This is a genomic window from Patescibacteria group bacterium (assembly GCA_041662965.1).
Taxonomy (GTDB): Bacteria; Patescibacteriota; Patescibacteriia; order Patescibacteriales; family GWC2-42-12; genus JACPHD01.
Map to the genome: position 1 here is coordinate 19,690 of JBAZRI010000004.1, position 13,698 is coordinate 33,387.

At 37.9% G+C, this 13,698-nt stretch carries 14 protein-coding genes; 1 reads left to right on the forward strand and 13 read right to left on the reverse strand.

Annotation, left to right across the window (positions count from 1 at the left end; all coding sequences use genetic code 11):
- Window positions 1-128: 128 nt before the first annotated feature.
- From WC639_02995 to WC639_03015, 5 genes are all read right to left on the reverse strand, one after another.
- A complete protein-coding gene (locus tag WC639_02995) occupies window positions 129-968 on the reverse strand; it encodes a TatD family hydrolase (protein MFA6306744.1) in 840 nt (279 codons plus the stop codon).
- Between the two features lie 42 nt (window positions 969-1,010).
- Entirely contained in the window at window positions 1,011-1,643 is a 633-nt protein-coding gene (locus tag WC639_03000) for an L-threonylcarbamoyladenylate synthase (protein MFA6306745.1), read from the reverse strand.
- 111 nt (window positions 1,644-1,754) lie between these two features.
- Entirely contained in the window at window positions 1,755-2,429 is a 675-nt protein-coding gene (locus WC639_03005; protein MFA6306746.1) for an MTAP family purine nucleoside phosphorylase, read from the reverse strand.
- Between the two features lie 10 nt (window positions 2,430-2,439).
- Window positions 2,440-3,417, reverse strand: coding sequence for a PEP/pyruvate-binding domain-containing protein (locus WC639_03010; protein ID MFA6306747.1), 978 nt, complete (start codon window positions 3,415-3,417; stop codon window positions 2,440-2,442).
- A gap of 8 nt (window positions 3,418-3,425) precedes the next feature.
- Window positions 3,426-4,859, reverse strand: coding sequence for a PEP-utilizing enzyme (locus WC639_03015; protein ID MFA6306748.1), 1,434 nt, complete (start codon window positions 4,857-4,859; stop codon window positions 3,426-3,428).
- A gap of 138 nt (window positions 4,860-4,997) precedes the next feature.
- On the opposite strand from WC639_03015, the gene WC639_03020 reads away from it, so the two are divergent.
- Window positions 4,998-5,438: a hypothetical protein gene (locus tag WC639_03020; GenBank protein ID MFA6306749.1), complete on the forward strand. Its 441-nt coding sequence runs from the start codon at window positions 4,998-5,000 to the stop codon at window positions 5,436-5,438.
- On the opposite strand, the gene WC639_03025 is transcribed toward WC639_03020, so the two are convergent.
- The 8 genes from WC639_03025 to WC639_03060 form a co-directional block, all read right to left on the reverse strand.
- Window positions 5,365-6,708, reverse strand: a complete 1,344-nt coding sequence (locus WC639_03025) for a PEP-utilizing enzyme (GenBank protein ID MFA6306750.1) — start codon at window positions 6,706-6,708, stop codon at window positions 5,365-5,367. The genes WC639_03020 and WC639_03025 overlap by 74 nt on opposite strands.
- 45 nt (window positions 6,709-6,753) lie before the next feature.
- Window positions 6,754-7,782, reverse strand: coding sequence for a serine hydrolase (locus WC639_03030; GenBank protein MFA6306751.1), 1,029 nt, complete (start codon window positions 7,780-7,782; stop codon window positions 6,754-6,756).
- A gap of 21 nt (window positions 7,783-7,803) precedes the next feature.
- Window positions 7,804-8,304, reverse strand: coding sequence for a CvpA family protein (locus WC639_03035; protein ID MFA6306752.1), 501 nt, complete (start codon window positions 8,302-8,304; stop codon window positions 7,804-7,806).
- Between the two features lie 14 nt (window positions 8,305-8,318).
- Window positions 8,319-9,737, reverse strand: coding sequence for a class I tRNA ligase family protein (locus WC639_03040; GenBank protein MFA6306753.1), 1,419 nt, complete (start codon window positions 9,735-9,737; stop codon window positions 8,319-8,321).
- A 39-nt stretch (window positions 9,738-9,776) separates the two neighbouring features.
- Entirely contained in the window at window positions 9,777-10,580 is an 804-nt protein-coding gene (locus WC639_03045) for a ribosomal RNA small subunit methyltransferase I (GenBank protein MFA6306754.1), read from the reverse strand.
- 9 nt (window positions 10,581-10,589) lie between these two features.
- On the reverse strand, window positions 10,590-12,242 hold the full coding sequence (locus WC639_03050) for a hypothetical protein (GenBank protein MFA6306755.1): 1,653 nt from the start codon (window positions 12,240-12,242) through the stop codon (window positions 10,590-10,592).
- Between the two features lie 123 nt (window positions 12,243-12,365).
- Window positions 12,366-12,593, reverse strand: a complete 228-nt coding sequence (locus WC639_03055) for a hypothetical protein (GenBank protein ID MFA6306756.1) — start codon at window positions 12,591-12,593, stop codon at window positions 12,366-12,368.
- A 48-nt stretch (window positions 12,594-12,641) separates the two neighbouring features.
- Complete coding sequence (locus WC639_03060) at window positions 12,642-13,697, reverse strand: hypothetical protein (protein ID MFA6306757.1); 1,056 nt, start codon at window positions 13,695-13,697, stop codon at window positions 12,642-12,644.
- Between the last annotated feature and the right edge of the window lies 1 nt (window position 13,698).

Here is a 13,698-nt window from a genome sequence, read left to right on the forward strand (position 1 = left end):
TAAACAGTTGCCCACTTATTTTATACAGCAAAATTGAAAAATAGTCAACCCCGCGAAATCCGCTTTTGCGAAAATTCGTTCGCGAATTTATTTAACGAGGCCAACCCGGTTAAAAATCTGGCTATAGGCTAAATATTAAAAATTTTTCTAGCGTTATTTGTGCTAATTTCAGCTATTCTTTCAAAGCTTAAATTCTTAATCTCCGCGATTCTTTCCGCCACTTTTTTAACTAACAATGGCTCATTGCGCTGGCCGCGAAACGGCTCCGGCGTCATAAAAGGGCAGTCGGTTTCAACCATAAATTTATCATTAGGTATGCGCCGGATTAAATCATCCCATTTGGCGGAAAAAGTTATCAGCCCGGTAAAAGAAATATTTAAGCCTAAGCTAAAATATTGCCAAGCCAATTCTTCGTCGCCGGAGAAACAATGCATTACGCCCCAAGCCTTATCTTTAGGCAGGCTGGCTTTATGGTCCTTTTTAAAAGTTTTTAAAATTTCCAGCATATCATCATGCGCCTGGCGGCAGTGGATGATAACCGGCAATTTTAAATTATCGGCTAATTCAAGCTGGCGCAAAAAAACTTCTTTTTGCTTCTGCTTAACCGCGGCCAGATCGGATTTTACGTCAACATGATAATAATCCAAACCGATTTCGCCTACGGCCACCACTTTTTTAAACTGCGCTAATTTTTCATAAACGTCATAGCTGAATTCTTCCTCGCGCGTAGTAAAATCATAATCATCTCCTCGGGCTTCCTGCTCGTGCGTATGCATAGGGTGCAATCCGACCGCGGCATAAACACCCTTCTCGTATTTATTGGCGTACTCTAAAGCGCGCTTGGAAGTTTTTGTTTCCGCGCCGACTAAAATCATAAAAGTATCATTAGCTAAAGAGCGGCGTATCACCTCGTCGGCGTCGTCTTTAAAGGCGTTAAAATTTATATGCGCGTGGGTATCGATTAACATATTTATTACCCCCTTTAACAAAGGGGGTTAGGGGGGATTTTATTATTTTCTCAAAACTTTTATATTTTTAATATCCCTAATATCTACTAGCCTTGACGGCTTGGTTCTTTTGCATTCTCCGGCGTCAATTACTAAATCCGGGAAATATTTAAAATGCTTATCTAGATTTTTTACATTGGTCAGCGGCTTTTCTCCTTTTTTATTTAGACTGGTAGAGACAATCGGCAGGCCGACCCCATTGATTATTTTAATCAAAAAATCATTATCTGGCAATCTGACGCCGATGCTGTTTAAGCCGCCGGTTAATTCAACCGGTAAATTCGGCCGTCTTTTTAAAATTACGGTAACCGGCCCTAAAACTCCTCTCCTTGCTAAGGAGAAGCTAGGGTGAGGTCTTTCCCAAATATCCTTTAAATATTCCATCTGCTCTAAATTCACAAAGCAATATTTTTTTAGCATCTCAAAATCGCTAATTAAAATAAGCAATGGCTTAGCTCTTTTCTCGCCCTTAATTTTATTTATTCTTTTTATGGCTTCGGCGTTTAGCGCGTCGCAACCTAGCCCATAAATCGTATCGGTCGGATACGCTAATACTTGCCCGCGCTTTAAATAATCCGCAATCAAGCTTATCTCCTCCTGAACAATTTTATTTACATCTATTTTTATACTTTGCATGTTATATACTTGTCATTCCCGCGTAGGCCTGCCTATCCGGTAGGCAGGCGGGAATCCCCGCCCGCCATCGCTACGCTTAGGCGTTAGCGGGCGCGGCATTTCCTTATAATTTTATAATAATTTTTTCACTATACTTTCAACTGTTTTTAAATTGTTCAGCGCGCCGGTTTTATAATCTAGATGCCCGGAAACGCCGTTCGCGTAATTATCAATTGAACTAACGGCGGCGATTGGCAAGCCGATTTCCGCGGCTAAAATAACCTCTGAAGCTAAGGTCATGCCGACCACGTCGGCGAATTTAGAAAACATTTTTATTTCAGCCGCGGTTTCAAACCTCGGCCCGGCCGCCTGTAAATACACTCCTTTTTTATAAATAGGCAAATTTATCTGTCCGCAAATTTTTATTAACAACTCTCTTAATTCTTGAGAAAAAACCGGCGTGGTGTGGACGATTTTATCGTTAAAAAAAGTCTGATTGCCGTTTAAACTGATAAAGTCATGGGGTATTAAAAATCCGGGCGCTTTTACGCTTTTTTTCAAACTGCCGGCCGAGTTGAAAGAAATAATTTTTTTAACGCCGTAATCGGCCAAAGCCTTAAAGTATGCTTTGAAATTAATCCGCTGCGGCGGTAAATTCCCCTGATGCCGCTGAATAAAAAAAACTTCTTCGCGGCGGTAAATAACCGCCCGCCCGTATTTATTTTTTATTTTTACCGGCTTAAAATCGTTAAATAAATCCGACGACATTAAGCCGCTGCCGCCGATTAAGCAAGTTTTTTGTTTCATAAATTAATATTTATAGCGTCGTTATCGGCCTGGATTGAGTAATATAAAATTTACCGCGAGCAAAAGCCCATTCTATATCTTGCGGCTTTTTATAATGCTTCTCTATATTAGCACAAATTTTAGTTAATTCAATAATCTGTTTGCCATTTAGTTTTTGTTTTTCCTGTTTAGCTTTTGGCACAACCGCGCGCTTAATTCCACCGCCGGTTTTTCTAATTATCATTATTTTCTGCTTAGCAATATTTATATCCATTATTGATAAATTTTGTTTGTCAATAACATAGGCGTCCGGTGTTATTTGGCCTGACACTATGGCTTCGCCTAGCCCCCAGCCGGCTTCAATAATCATCTGATTTTTATCTTTGGTCACCGGGTGCACGGTAAAAGCGATGCCGGAAATTTCCGACTCTATCATATGTTGGATAACCACGGCTACGCTAACTTTGGTTTTTAATAATTTTTTTTCATGACGATAAAAAATCGCTCGCGGCGTAAAAAGCGATGACCAACATTTTTTAACATTTTCTATTAAATCTTTTTTGGTTGTATCTAAATAAGTTTCTAATTCTCCGGCCCAGGAAGCCACGGACGAATCTTCGGCCGTAGCCGACGAGCGCACGGCCACGAAGAACTCCCTCTCTTTGCTAAGGAGAGGGCGGGGGTGAGGTTTTCCTCTTAATTTATAATATTCCGCTAAAATTTCTTTTTTTATGTCGTCCGGCATAGCCTGATCATGGATTAAACCGCGGATAACATTTGACGCCTTATCTACCGAATTTATATCTTTATAATTTACTTTCTTTAAAATCGCCGCTACGTCAACGCCTAAGTCGGTTTCTTCTAAAAACCGATCGAAAGCCGCGGCTAAAACCACAAACCCGGGCGGAACAGGCATTTTGGTTTTTGTCATCTCCCCTAAGTTAGCTCCCTTACCTCCAGCCTCGCCCGCGTCTTTATAAGAAAGTTGTTTAAAAATTTTGGTAAACATGTTATTTATTATTTTATTATCTTTACAATCCCCTTATCCGCATCAACTTCCACTAAATCGCCGTCATGCAAAATTTTAGTAGCGATTTTGGTACCAATTATACAGGGTTTATTCATCTCGCGGGAAATAATGGCCGCATGGCAGGTTACTCCTCCTTCATCCGTTATAAAGCCAATGGCTTTTTTCATGGCCTGAATATAATCGGGCGTGGTCATGGCAGTCGCCAGAAAGTCTCGGTTTTTTACCTTTCCGGCTTCTTTCCCCGACACCAGCACTTTAACGACTCCGCGATAAATTTTTTTATTGCCGCGACAGGCAACTTGGCCCTTGATTTCGGCCGGTTTAAATCGCTTGCTTAAATCTTTAAGAAAAATTTTTGTTTCTTTTAATTTCATTAACCGGCGTTTACCTGAATCGTATTTTACGATAAATTGCTTTTTTATTCTCTCTTCTGCCAATTTAAAAACCAACTCGCGGTCTTTAGCCAACGGCAGCTCATCAATGAATAAATATTTTAAATGCTTATAATCCAGCTTATACCTTCCGCCTAATTCCAAAAGAATCAAACCATAAATATAATTAAGCCGGTAATCGTATTTTTTTCTTTCGTCAATCCAGACGCCAAAGGTTCTCGCCGCCTCAATTAGTTTAAGCTCGGATGGCGTAAAATCATATTTTTTTAATAATTTAAATCTGTTATTTTTTTCCGCCAAATCTTTTTTATTAATCCGTTTTAACTGATTCTCGATTTTTACCAAAGACATTTTTTCTTTCAGCAGTTTTTTAAGAAAATATTTTTTATCCCAATATACCGGTCCGTCGTAATTATACGGCAGCCAGCCGTAATCATCCGCTAATCTTTCGGCCGCGGCCGCGGCCTTTAATTTTTTATTTTTTAATGCTTTTAAATTTTTTAAATAATCAATTTCAAATTTCAAAACCTGGGTTTTTTCTTTGGGCATCGTTAAGGCGGGCAAATCTTCTGGGCTAATTTTTAATTTCTTTCCCAATAATTCTAAATAATAATCGCCTCCCAGATGCCAAGCGTAAACATTAGCTAATTCAAAATCCGTCCATACTTTTTTGATTTTTAAGGCCTGCTTTATCAGATTATCCAAACTAATTTTTGAAAAATTAACTGATTTTATTTCATTTATCAAATTTTTAATTCTTTTTCTGCGCGCCGCCACCTGATATTCCAAATTTTTAAAGTATGTTTTTCCTTTCATCATCCTGCCGGCGATATACTTGCCCATTCTTTCCCATTCATTTTTCAAATAAATTGATCTTGCCCTGCCTGCTTGAAAAATAATCCAGGTATATCTTAAATATTTCCCGTAAATTTGTTTTAATTTTGGTGATGTCTGGACTTCTGCATTCCAAATGTTTGGTGTCAGCATGAGCTCTCGGTCTCTTAAAATTAAATATTTTTCTTCAGACATATTTATCTAATATTAGATTAAATTATCCACAAACATTGACAAATTTACTAATTTATGCTATATTAATAAGTCATGAAATTGTTTATGGCATGGTTCAGATGAGCCATCATCTTTCACAATATAATGAGGAGGTAGGAAATGAAACAGATTATTATTGTAACACACGGTGACAAGTTCTCGGGTGCAAACCCGAGTATGACGGAAAAAGGTTTTGAGCAGATCAAGGCTCTTCGTCCTCTTCTCCCGGACAACCTCGCGAACGTGGCCTGCGGAACTGGTCGTCGTCACGGTGACGTGGCTAAAGCTCTTGGGCTCACTCCGAACCGCTACTCGTCGGTTTTCGGGGACGGAGAATCCATGGAAAAGGTAGGCGACGTGTACATGGTGATTCTCACCGACGGTACGAAGCTGCCGATGCAGGCTCACACCACGCTCTTTTCAAAAACCGGGATCATAGATGAGCCAAAAGCTTATTCTGTGACCCGGTTTTTACATTGTCAAAATACTATTTCAACTTTTTTACTATACCCTTATTCGCATCCACCTCCACCAAATCGCCATCATGCAAAACACTGGTAGCAATTTTTGTCCCGATTATGCAGGGCTTATTCATCTCGCGAGATACAATGGCCGCATGGCTGGTGATGCCGCCTTCGTCGGTAATAAAACCCGCGGCCTTATGCATTAACGGCAGCATTTCCGGAGTGGTCATGGGTGAGACCAAAATATCCCCTGTCCTAACTTTTTTAAAATCTTCTCGACTTGATACTATTTTAACTCTCCCCTTTATATAACCTCTAGAAGCAATAAAACCTTTAAACTCTTTAATCTGCTGGCCGTCTTCTTGAAATACTTTTTTCAAAAAATTATAAATCTTCCCGGTGTAGCATACGCCAACTCCGTTTATTTCTACCACAACATGGCTCTTCATTCTTTTTTTTATTTCCGCTTTTGGTGGAATCTTACCTAAAAGAAACTCATCTTTGGTGCAAAAAAGAAGTTCTTTGTAAGTCAACCCTCTTCGTCTAGCCTCAGCTTTTAATTTTGGGATGTAAAAATAAGAGGCTATATTCATAATATCAGTCCGCTGGGTACGGTAAAAAATTATGTACTGCATAATATCTATAATGTGCGACTTATCTTTCCCGATTATTTTTTTAGCTTCGGCCAAAGCGGTTTTTAGCTTTTTCTTGTTTTTTTTATATTCTTTTAAAAATTTAGCTTTATTTATATTTTTTAATTTTTCTCTGGCTTCCGCCAGGCTGTAGGCTCGTTCGTCTCCGTATCTTGAATAGATCCACTCGTATTTTTTAACGTGTTTCTTTAAATTTTTGGCGGTTAATAAATTGAGCTCTTCTTTTTTATAAAAATTATCTTTTAAAGGAAGTCTTATTAAATTTAAAAGTTCAGCCGCATTATTTTTACCGACTTTTTTTATTAAAATATTTTTAGCCAGATCGTAAAAAATTTCACCGAAATAAATTAAATTCATTGACGGCATGTAATTGCGAAATTCTTCAAAAAATGTGTTTGTGTCTTTATTAACGGAAGCCAAAAGTTTTTTTTCTTTTACCGAAAATACCTTTTTTATTCTTGCGACCGCTTTTTTACTATTCCATTCTTTTACTATTATTTTTTTGCCAATTATCTCGTCGGCCTTATAATAATACCAAATATAATCCAAGCAAACGATATCTCTTCTTGAATATGGCGTTTTTATGACGTCTTGATAAATTTTTTCATCGGCGCTGGAGCCAATCATTAAAGACGAATAAAAAGGCGGGTAATCCCGCTTCACGGTTTTCACGTATTTTTCTTTTTTTATCTTAAAAATATCGCTTTTCTTCATTTTTTTATTTAATTATTTTAACCATTTATCAATCCGCTGCAACGTTTAATTTTGTTTATTTTTCATATCCTCAAAAACTATTCGGGAAATATTTTTTATCGCCTCAACCATTTTTTCAAAATTTGACCCGCGAGTCATAATGCAAAGCAAATACGGGGAAGCCTGATTATAAACAATCCCGCAATCATGCAGCTGATTAAACTCCTGTCCGCCAATCAAAATTTTCCTCTCGCCGAATTTATGCGCCACTTTTACGTCCTTATCAACCCCGGCGACTATTCCATCTTTAAAATCGCTCGCGGAAAGAATCTCCAAGGCTTTTTCCGAATAATCCCTGCTTAAATAAGAAGCATTGTAAAGTATCCTAAAAAAAGAAGCGTATTCTTTAACTGACATAAAATCATCAGCCGTCCTGATATTAGGAAGCGAAAGGCCTAAGTCTTGGTAGCAGCGATCTAAAGCCGCGCTGTCAATTTTTAAAAATAATAAATCCAAAGCTTTATTATCGGAAAAAACAATCATCCTTCTTAATAAATCGCTCACTGAATAGCTCTGGCCAAAAACCACTTTTTCCGCTGGATTAAAATTTTGAATCAAATCGTCGCCTTCCGTGTGTTCGTTAAAAACAATTTTTTCTTCCAATAGTTGCGGATTCTTTTCCGCTTCCTTAAAATAAGCCATTAAAATCGGCACTTTAAGCAAGCTGGCTGGATAAAAATTTTCCTTTTCGTTGATCCCGGACCAGGGGCCATTGTTTAAATCACGGAGATAAACCGACACGCTTACAATTTCTTTTTTATCAACTTTCTCTTCAATAAAATCCAAAATATGATTTTTAAAAGAAAACAGATTGGTTTTATCACTCATTTCAATCTCGCATTCCAACAGCGGATTTATAAATTTATAACCGCTCTGTCTGACGGGATGAACGTTATCGGAATTAACTTCATTTTGGCTTAAAGCGCTTTTCTCAAAAATAATCCCTAGCGACCGCCCGGCCAAAATTCCCAAAATAAAAATTATCAGCCAAAGGACGCTGCTGGAAATTTTACCTTGATTAAAAATTTTATTCATATAAATTTTGCTCCATAAACCCTAAATTACCCCCTTAATCCTATCTAAGAGCCCGGGTAAAAGCGGCATGATGACTTTAGTGTAGCTGACTAAAAACGGCGCCATTTTTGAACCGTCCAGCCAACCGCTAAAGCCTGTTTGAGAAATAAATAATAAAGCCAAGCCTAAAACCAGTCCGCCTTCAATAAAACCTAAGGCTGCGCCGGCCAGCCGATTAATAGTTTTTAAAAAAGGGATAATGGAAATTAGGTCAAAAGTTCGGTCCAGAAGCACAAAAATAAAACCGATCAGCCGGTTGATTAAAGTGAATAAAATAAAAAAAGTAATAATTTTACCGGATAATTCATGGCCGAAAAATAAATTTTTTACCCAGCCGAAAACATCTAAATAAAAAATAAGGGTTAGCCATAGGCCGCCGACCATGGCGAATAATGAGCCAACAGTTCTGATTAAGCCGAAAAACAAGCCGTAAAAAACAAAACCGGCTAAAATAATCAGAAGAACGATGTCAAAAATTAGCATATTGTTTATTTTATTTATATTCTTGGGAACAACGGCTCGCCTTTTTTAATCTCTTTAGCGCTGAATTGCTTGATAATTTTTTCTGATATAGCCGGCATAAACGGTTTTAATAAGCCAGCCACGTTTAATATATCCTGGGCAATCGGCTCTAAAATGTTTTTGATTTCTTTTTGATCTTTTAATTTCCACGGTTTTTTATCGCTTAAAACCGTGTCGCCGTTTCTTAGCTTTTCCCATAAAACTTTCAGCGCTTCGTCAAATTTAAAATCTTGCATCTCCGTCTGATAAGCTTTGATTAATTTTTTATCATTGCCGATTTTCAATTTTAATTCCAGCTTGTTTATTTCTAATAAATTCGCGACTCGCGCCGTTAAATTACCTAGGCCATTAGCCAAATCGGCATTATATTTGTCGTCAAATTTTTCCCAGCCGATATCGCCGTCATGTCCGAAGGCGGTAGCGCTCATTATTAAATAGCGGGCGGCGTCAACTCCGTATTTTTTTATTAAATCCCGGGGCGCGATGGCGTTACCTAAAGATTTGCTCATTTTCTGCCCGTTAACCTGAAAATGGCCGTGGACAAAGATAATTTCCGGTAAAGGCAAATTCAGAGACAATAACATGGCCGGCCAAATGGTTGAATGCACGCGCAGAATATCTTTGCTCATAAGCTGCACCGACGCCGGCCAAAATTTCGGCAGCTGCCCGGCCTCGCCGTTCCAGCCCAAACCAGTTAAATAATTTAAAAAAGCATCGGCCCAAACGTAAACCGTATGTGATTTATCCCAAGGGATGGGTATGCCCCAATTAACGTTTTTGCGGGAAAATGATATATCCTGAAGTCCCTCCTTCTCGTAAAAACTGATAATTTCATTTTTGCGGCCGGCCGGCAGTATTTTAAATTTATCTTTTTTTATCAGCTTTAGCAATTCGTCCTGATATTTTGAAAGTTTAAAATTATAACATTCTTCGCTTATTTTTTCCGGAGCGGTTTTATGGTCCGGGCATTCGCCATTAACTAAATCGCGCTCATTTTTATATTGTTCGCAGCCGCGGCAATACAAGCCTTCATACTTTCCCAAATAAATATCGCCCTTTTCATACATAAACTGCAAAGCTTTTTGCGCGGCCGCCATGTGCGCCGCGTCAGTAGTGCGCAAAAAATTATCATGGGAAATATTTAATTCTTGCCAGGCCTGCTTAAAGGCGGCCGCGATTTGGTCCGCGTATTGCTTCGGCTCTAACTTCATTTCTTTAGCCTTGGTTTCAATTTTTGCTCCATGCTCATCCGTGCCGGTCAAAAAGAAAGTTTCTTCGCCAAGCGCGCGATGATAGCGCGCCAAAACATCAGCCGCCACCGTCGTATAAGTATGGCCGATATGCGGCACATCATTAACGTAATAAACAGGAGTTGTAATATAAAATTTTTTCATACAGACACTAATTTATAAATTTACTCTAATCTCTAATGCCTATTTTCCCACTATCACCACAAACTCCCCTTTTTGGTCATTAGTACTGGCTTTTATTTTTTCAATAATCCGATTAATCTCTCCGCGATAAACCGTTTCGTGCATTTTTGAAAGTTCGCGGCAGACTACGACTGAAGTTAAATTTATCGGCTTATTTTCCAATTCGCCCTTTTTATTCATTTCCGTATTTTCTTCGGCCGCTTTTTTCAATTCTTCAAGAAAATGCACTATCCGATGCTTTGATTCATAAACTACCGCCGGATAATCGCTTTTTAAAATGCGCCGGATAAAAGTCTGCCGGCCCTTTTTATGGGGCGGAAAACCCATAAAAATAAATTTATCGGTTGGCATGCCGGAAATTGACAGCGAAGCGGTTACGGCCGAAGGGCCGGGCACGGATTCTATTTTTACCCCGTTAAATAATTCCGCCTCCGGCGGAATTCCGGCAGAGCCGGATTTAACGGGGTGAACAGCATCTTCGTTTGTTGCTATACCGAATTCTTCAATAACTCGTTGGATTAATCTTCCGCCCGGGTCGGAAATTCCCGGTGTGCCGGCGTCGGAAACTAGCGCTAAATTTTTTTCGCTGGATAATAAATTAATCACCTCTTCCACCTTATTTTCGCTGGAATGCTGATGATAAGAAATGGTTGGCGTATTAATTTTATAATGCGCCAGCAATTTCCTGGTAACGCGCGTATCTTCGCATAAAATAAAATCAACTTCGCCTAAAATGCGAAGCGCTCTTAAACTTATATCTTCTAAATTGCCGATCGGCGTGCCAACGATATATAAAGTTGCCATAAATAATCACTACATAATTTCTTCTTTCCTCTCTTTCACATATTTAGTCCAATCTTCGGCGATATCAACAAAAATCTTAAACGGCGCTTCAATAATAAAATCCAAAACGAAAACAAAAAAGTTTATGCGGGAAAACTTTTCATTAAGCCATTTGCCGACTTCAATAATCGGCACATAGAAAAAATCCGTGATAAAGGAAAAAATATTTTCCCGACTTTCAACAATATACATTTCGCGCGCCACTTTCCTGATTCTTAAGCTAAAAAAGCTTACTAAGGTTAAAAAGAAAAGGAAAATTATGATGCTGACAAAAGTAAAATGAATTTTATCCAAAAAATAAATTACCAGCCCGAAAGTTATGAAAAAAGTAACGGCATAAATTACGGTAAAAGTGGTGCTAACGCCTTGGCCGCGCTTTGATAACTGCCTTAAAACTATCGGTTCTTTACGCTCTTTTTCCATAAAGACGATTTCTTCAACGCCCTGAATAATTTTTTGGGTATTGGCTTCCGACGGCGTCCTAGTGCATAACACTATTAAAAATAATAACAAAGGCGGAAAAATTATGTTGATGGCCAAAGAATTATAATTTAAAATCTCACCCATCCATAAAGTAACCGGCACTTCAAGTATAAAAGCCAAGACCATTTTGGTTAAAAATATATAGATAATACTCCTGACCGCGGCGCGGCGCAGTTTTACCTTGGCTTCGTGATACCTTTTTTGCGTAAACTTTTTAACTAAGCGGGGGAAAGCCTTAGGATCGGCCTTAAAGCTTTCATAAACCCCTACCGGGTCATCCGAAACAACATCATTTAAAATCGTGAAATAAACCGCGTAGCGATTAATAATTTTATTTAATTGAGCGATTAGCGGATGATTCATTTGCGCGTCAATTTCCGATTTCATAGCTTCCAGGCGACTGGCTAAAAATTTTATTTCTTGATCTCCCGCCTTAGTCCAGTTGGCGTTATAATATTTAAGCAGCAAAAATTCCAGCATGTCGTCGTCAAATTTCATGAAAATCCGGTTGATGCTAAGATATATTTGAATCTCTCGATCCGGCTTATAAATCGAGCCGTCAGGCAAAGCGATATGCTCGGACAATAATTCGTAGATATTGCCGATAGCGGTTTGCATCACCGGATTAACGTTTAACGTCTCTTCAATTTCCGCCGCCGCCAAAGTAAAAATCCATTTACCGATTTTATTCCTGACTTTTTCATCTTTAATTTCAGGCAAGCCTAAAGACCTTAAGCTTAAATATTTTTTTATGACTGCGGCTGTTTCGCCAATTTTGGTCTCCGGCAGTTTATTATTCGGCAGATAACCGGCCCTGATTAATTCCAGCAATAAATTTTTAGCAATCTCTTCGGCGTTAATAGTTTTTAAAGAACCTTCTAAGACAACCTGCCTTTTTAAATTTCTTAAAATGGAATTTTTCCTTAATAAATATTCCTCTTTATAATCAACCGAATTGCGGATTTTTTCATAATAAAAAGCTAGCCGGGAAATCAGCTCGGAAACTTTTATTTTTGGCGTATCATTATCTTCTTCCGGCTTATTTTTTTCTCGGTAGATTACCTGAAATAATTTTTTTGCGCTTTCGTTGGGAGTAAAAATTACATCTTCTTTCTTGGAAATAGTTGGATTTAAGGGCATATTATTTATCTAAAATTCAATTCTGCTGTTATTAATTTAATATTTATATAATAACATTTATCAGCTAAAAAAACAAGGCGGGAAAATTACCCCGCCTTGATGATTAGCTATTTAACCGGCTGGCTAAAATTTAAAATATTTTTCAATTTCTTTTTTAAGCCACCAGGCCTTATAGGCCAGATAAAAAAACATATAAGCGACGATTATGGCTAAAAGCCCTACCACCAGCTTTAGAAAAAAATCCGTCCAAACGATTAAAATCGCGGCCATAACTAAAATTAAGCCGGACGCGAAAAAATGAATAATCGCACTGTCGGCCGCCGTCTTGATTTTTTTGAATAAATTTTGCATAAATTTTATAAATTATATACTAAAATACTAATAGCTGTATTATAGCATCTATCCATAACTTTTAAAATACTCAAGCAATTTCTGCCTTTTTAAAAAAATATAAACCAGTAAAAAAGTCGGCACGGTCAATAGAATTAAATTAATGCGCGGATAAAAAACCCATAAAGTAATGTCAATTACGATCCAATGGTAAATATAGATTGCCAGCGTAGAATCGCCTAACAGCCTGATTAAAGCTAAAAAATAATTGACCGCCGGCCGCCTAAGCCTCTCCAAAAAATAAAAAATATAAATTAATAAATACATAAGAGCAAAGCTGGAAAAAACATAAAACAATTTTAAAGGGTACATCTGGCCGGAAAAACTAACCGAACCGAAATCGTTAAATTGCAATATGCCAGAAATCATAGCTAAGGCGGAAAAAATCAATAATAATCTACCCTTATACTTCTCAAAGCCCAGCATGCTTAAATAAAAACAGATTAAAAACGGCGTCAGCCAAAGAATTAAAGGAAACATAATATTATTTTTGGCATAAAGAAAATTCGTTATAAGGCTCGACGGCAGCGGAAAAAAATAACCAAAATAAATAACAGCGGCCGAGAGGACGCCAATCCCCAATTTAGGATATTTAATTTTGGACAAATATAAAAATAACGGCGAAACCATTAAAAAAATTCCGATGGTTAAAATTATGGAAATCGGCGCGGTAAAAGCCTGCAATAACAAAATATCGCTTAAATCCATTTTCCCCGCGGCAATAAACTGATTATAAAATGGCTCCGCGGAAAAATTATAAATATACAATTTTATAATATTATATAAAAAATAAACAGCGATCAGTTCGCCGCCGCGCCTGAATAATTTTTTTGAGGCCTTAAGCATCTCGTATTTGCCGTAGGCCAAAAAAGTCAATCCGCCGGCCGTGGCGATAAAAAATAGAACGCTCGGATAAAGCAGTTCTTTAAAATAAAAAATGTTTTTTGACAAAATCAGGCCTGACCAGTCTAAGAGATGTATCAGCATGATAGAAATAATCGCCCAACCCTTAATATAGGAAAAATAATAATTGCGCTTGGTTTTTGCTTTAAAAAATACATTCATA

What these genes read in the sequence shown, in the direction of transcription:
- WC639_03035 (MFA6306752.1), bottom strand. Translation starts at nt 8,304, where the DNA reads ATGCTAATTTTTGACATCGTTCTTCTGATTATTTTAGCCGGTTTTGTT.
- WC639_03015 (MFA6306748.1), bottom strand. Translation starts at nt 4,859, where the DNA reads ATGTCTGAAGAAAAATATTTAATTTTAAGAGACCGAGAGCTCATGCTG.
- WC639_03020 (MFA6306749.1), top strand. Translation starts at nt 4,998, where the DNA reads ATGAAACAGATTATTATTGTAACACACGGTGACAAGTTCTCGGGTGCA.
- WC639_03045 (MFA6306754.1), bottom strand. Translation starts at nt 10,580, where the DNA reads ATGGCAACTTTATATATCGTTGGCACGCCGATCGGCAATTTAGAAGAT.
- WC639_03055 (MFA6306756.1), bottom strand. Translation starts at nt 12,593, where the DNA reads ATGCAAAATTTATTCAAAAAAATCAAGACGGCGGCCGACAGTGCGATT.
- WC639_03040 (MFA6306753.1), bottom strand. Translation starts at nt 9,737, where the DNA reads ATGAAAAAATTTTATATTACAACTCCTGTTTATTACGTTAATGATGTG.
- WC639_03010 (MFA6306747.1), bottom strand. Translation starts at nt 3,417, where the DNA reads ATGTTTACCAAAATTTTTAAACAACTTTCTTATAAAGACGCGGGCGAG.
- WC639_03005 (MFA6306746.1), bottom strand. Translation starts at nt 2,429, where the DNA reads ATGAAACAAAAAACTTGCTTAATCGGCGGCAGCGGCTTAATGTCGTCG.
- WC639_03000 (MFA6306745.1), bottom strand. Translation starts at nt 1,643, where the DNA reads ATGCAAAGTATAAAAATAGATGTAAATAAAATTGTTCAGGAGGAGATA.
- WC639_03025 (MFA6306750.1), bottom strand. Translation starts at nt 6,708, where the DNA reads ATGAAGAAAAGCGATATTTTTAAGATAAAAAAAGAAAAATACGTGAAA.
- WC639_03060 (MFA6306757.1), bottom strand. Translation starts at nt 13,697, where the DNA reads ATGAATGTATTTTTTAAAGCAAAAACCAAGCGCAATTATTATTTTTCC.
- WC639_03050 (MFA6306755.1), bottom strand. Translation starts at nt 12,242, where the DNA reads ATGCCCTTAAATCCAACTATTTCCAAGAAAGAAGATGTAATTTTTACT.
- WC639_03030 (MFA6306751.1), bottom strand. Translation starts at nt 7,782, where the DNA reads ATGAATAAAATTTTTAATCAAGGTAAAATTTCCAGCAGCGTCCTTTGG.
- WC639_02995 (MFA6306744.1), bottom strand. Translation starts at nt 968, where the DNA reads ATGTTAATCGATACCCACGCGCATATAAATTTTAACGCCTTTAAAGAC.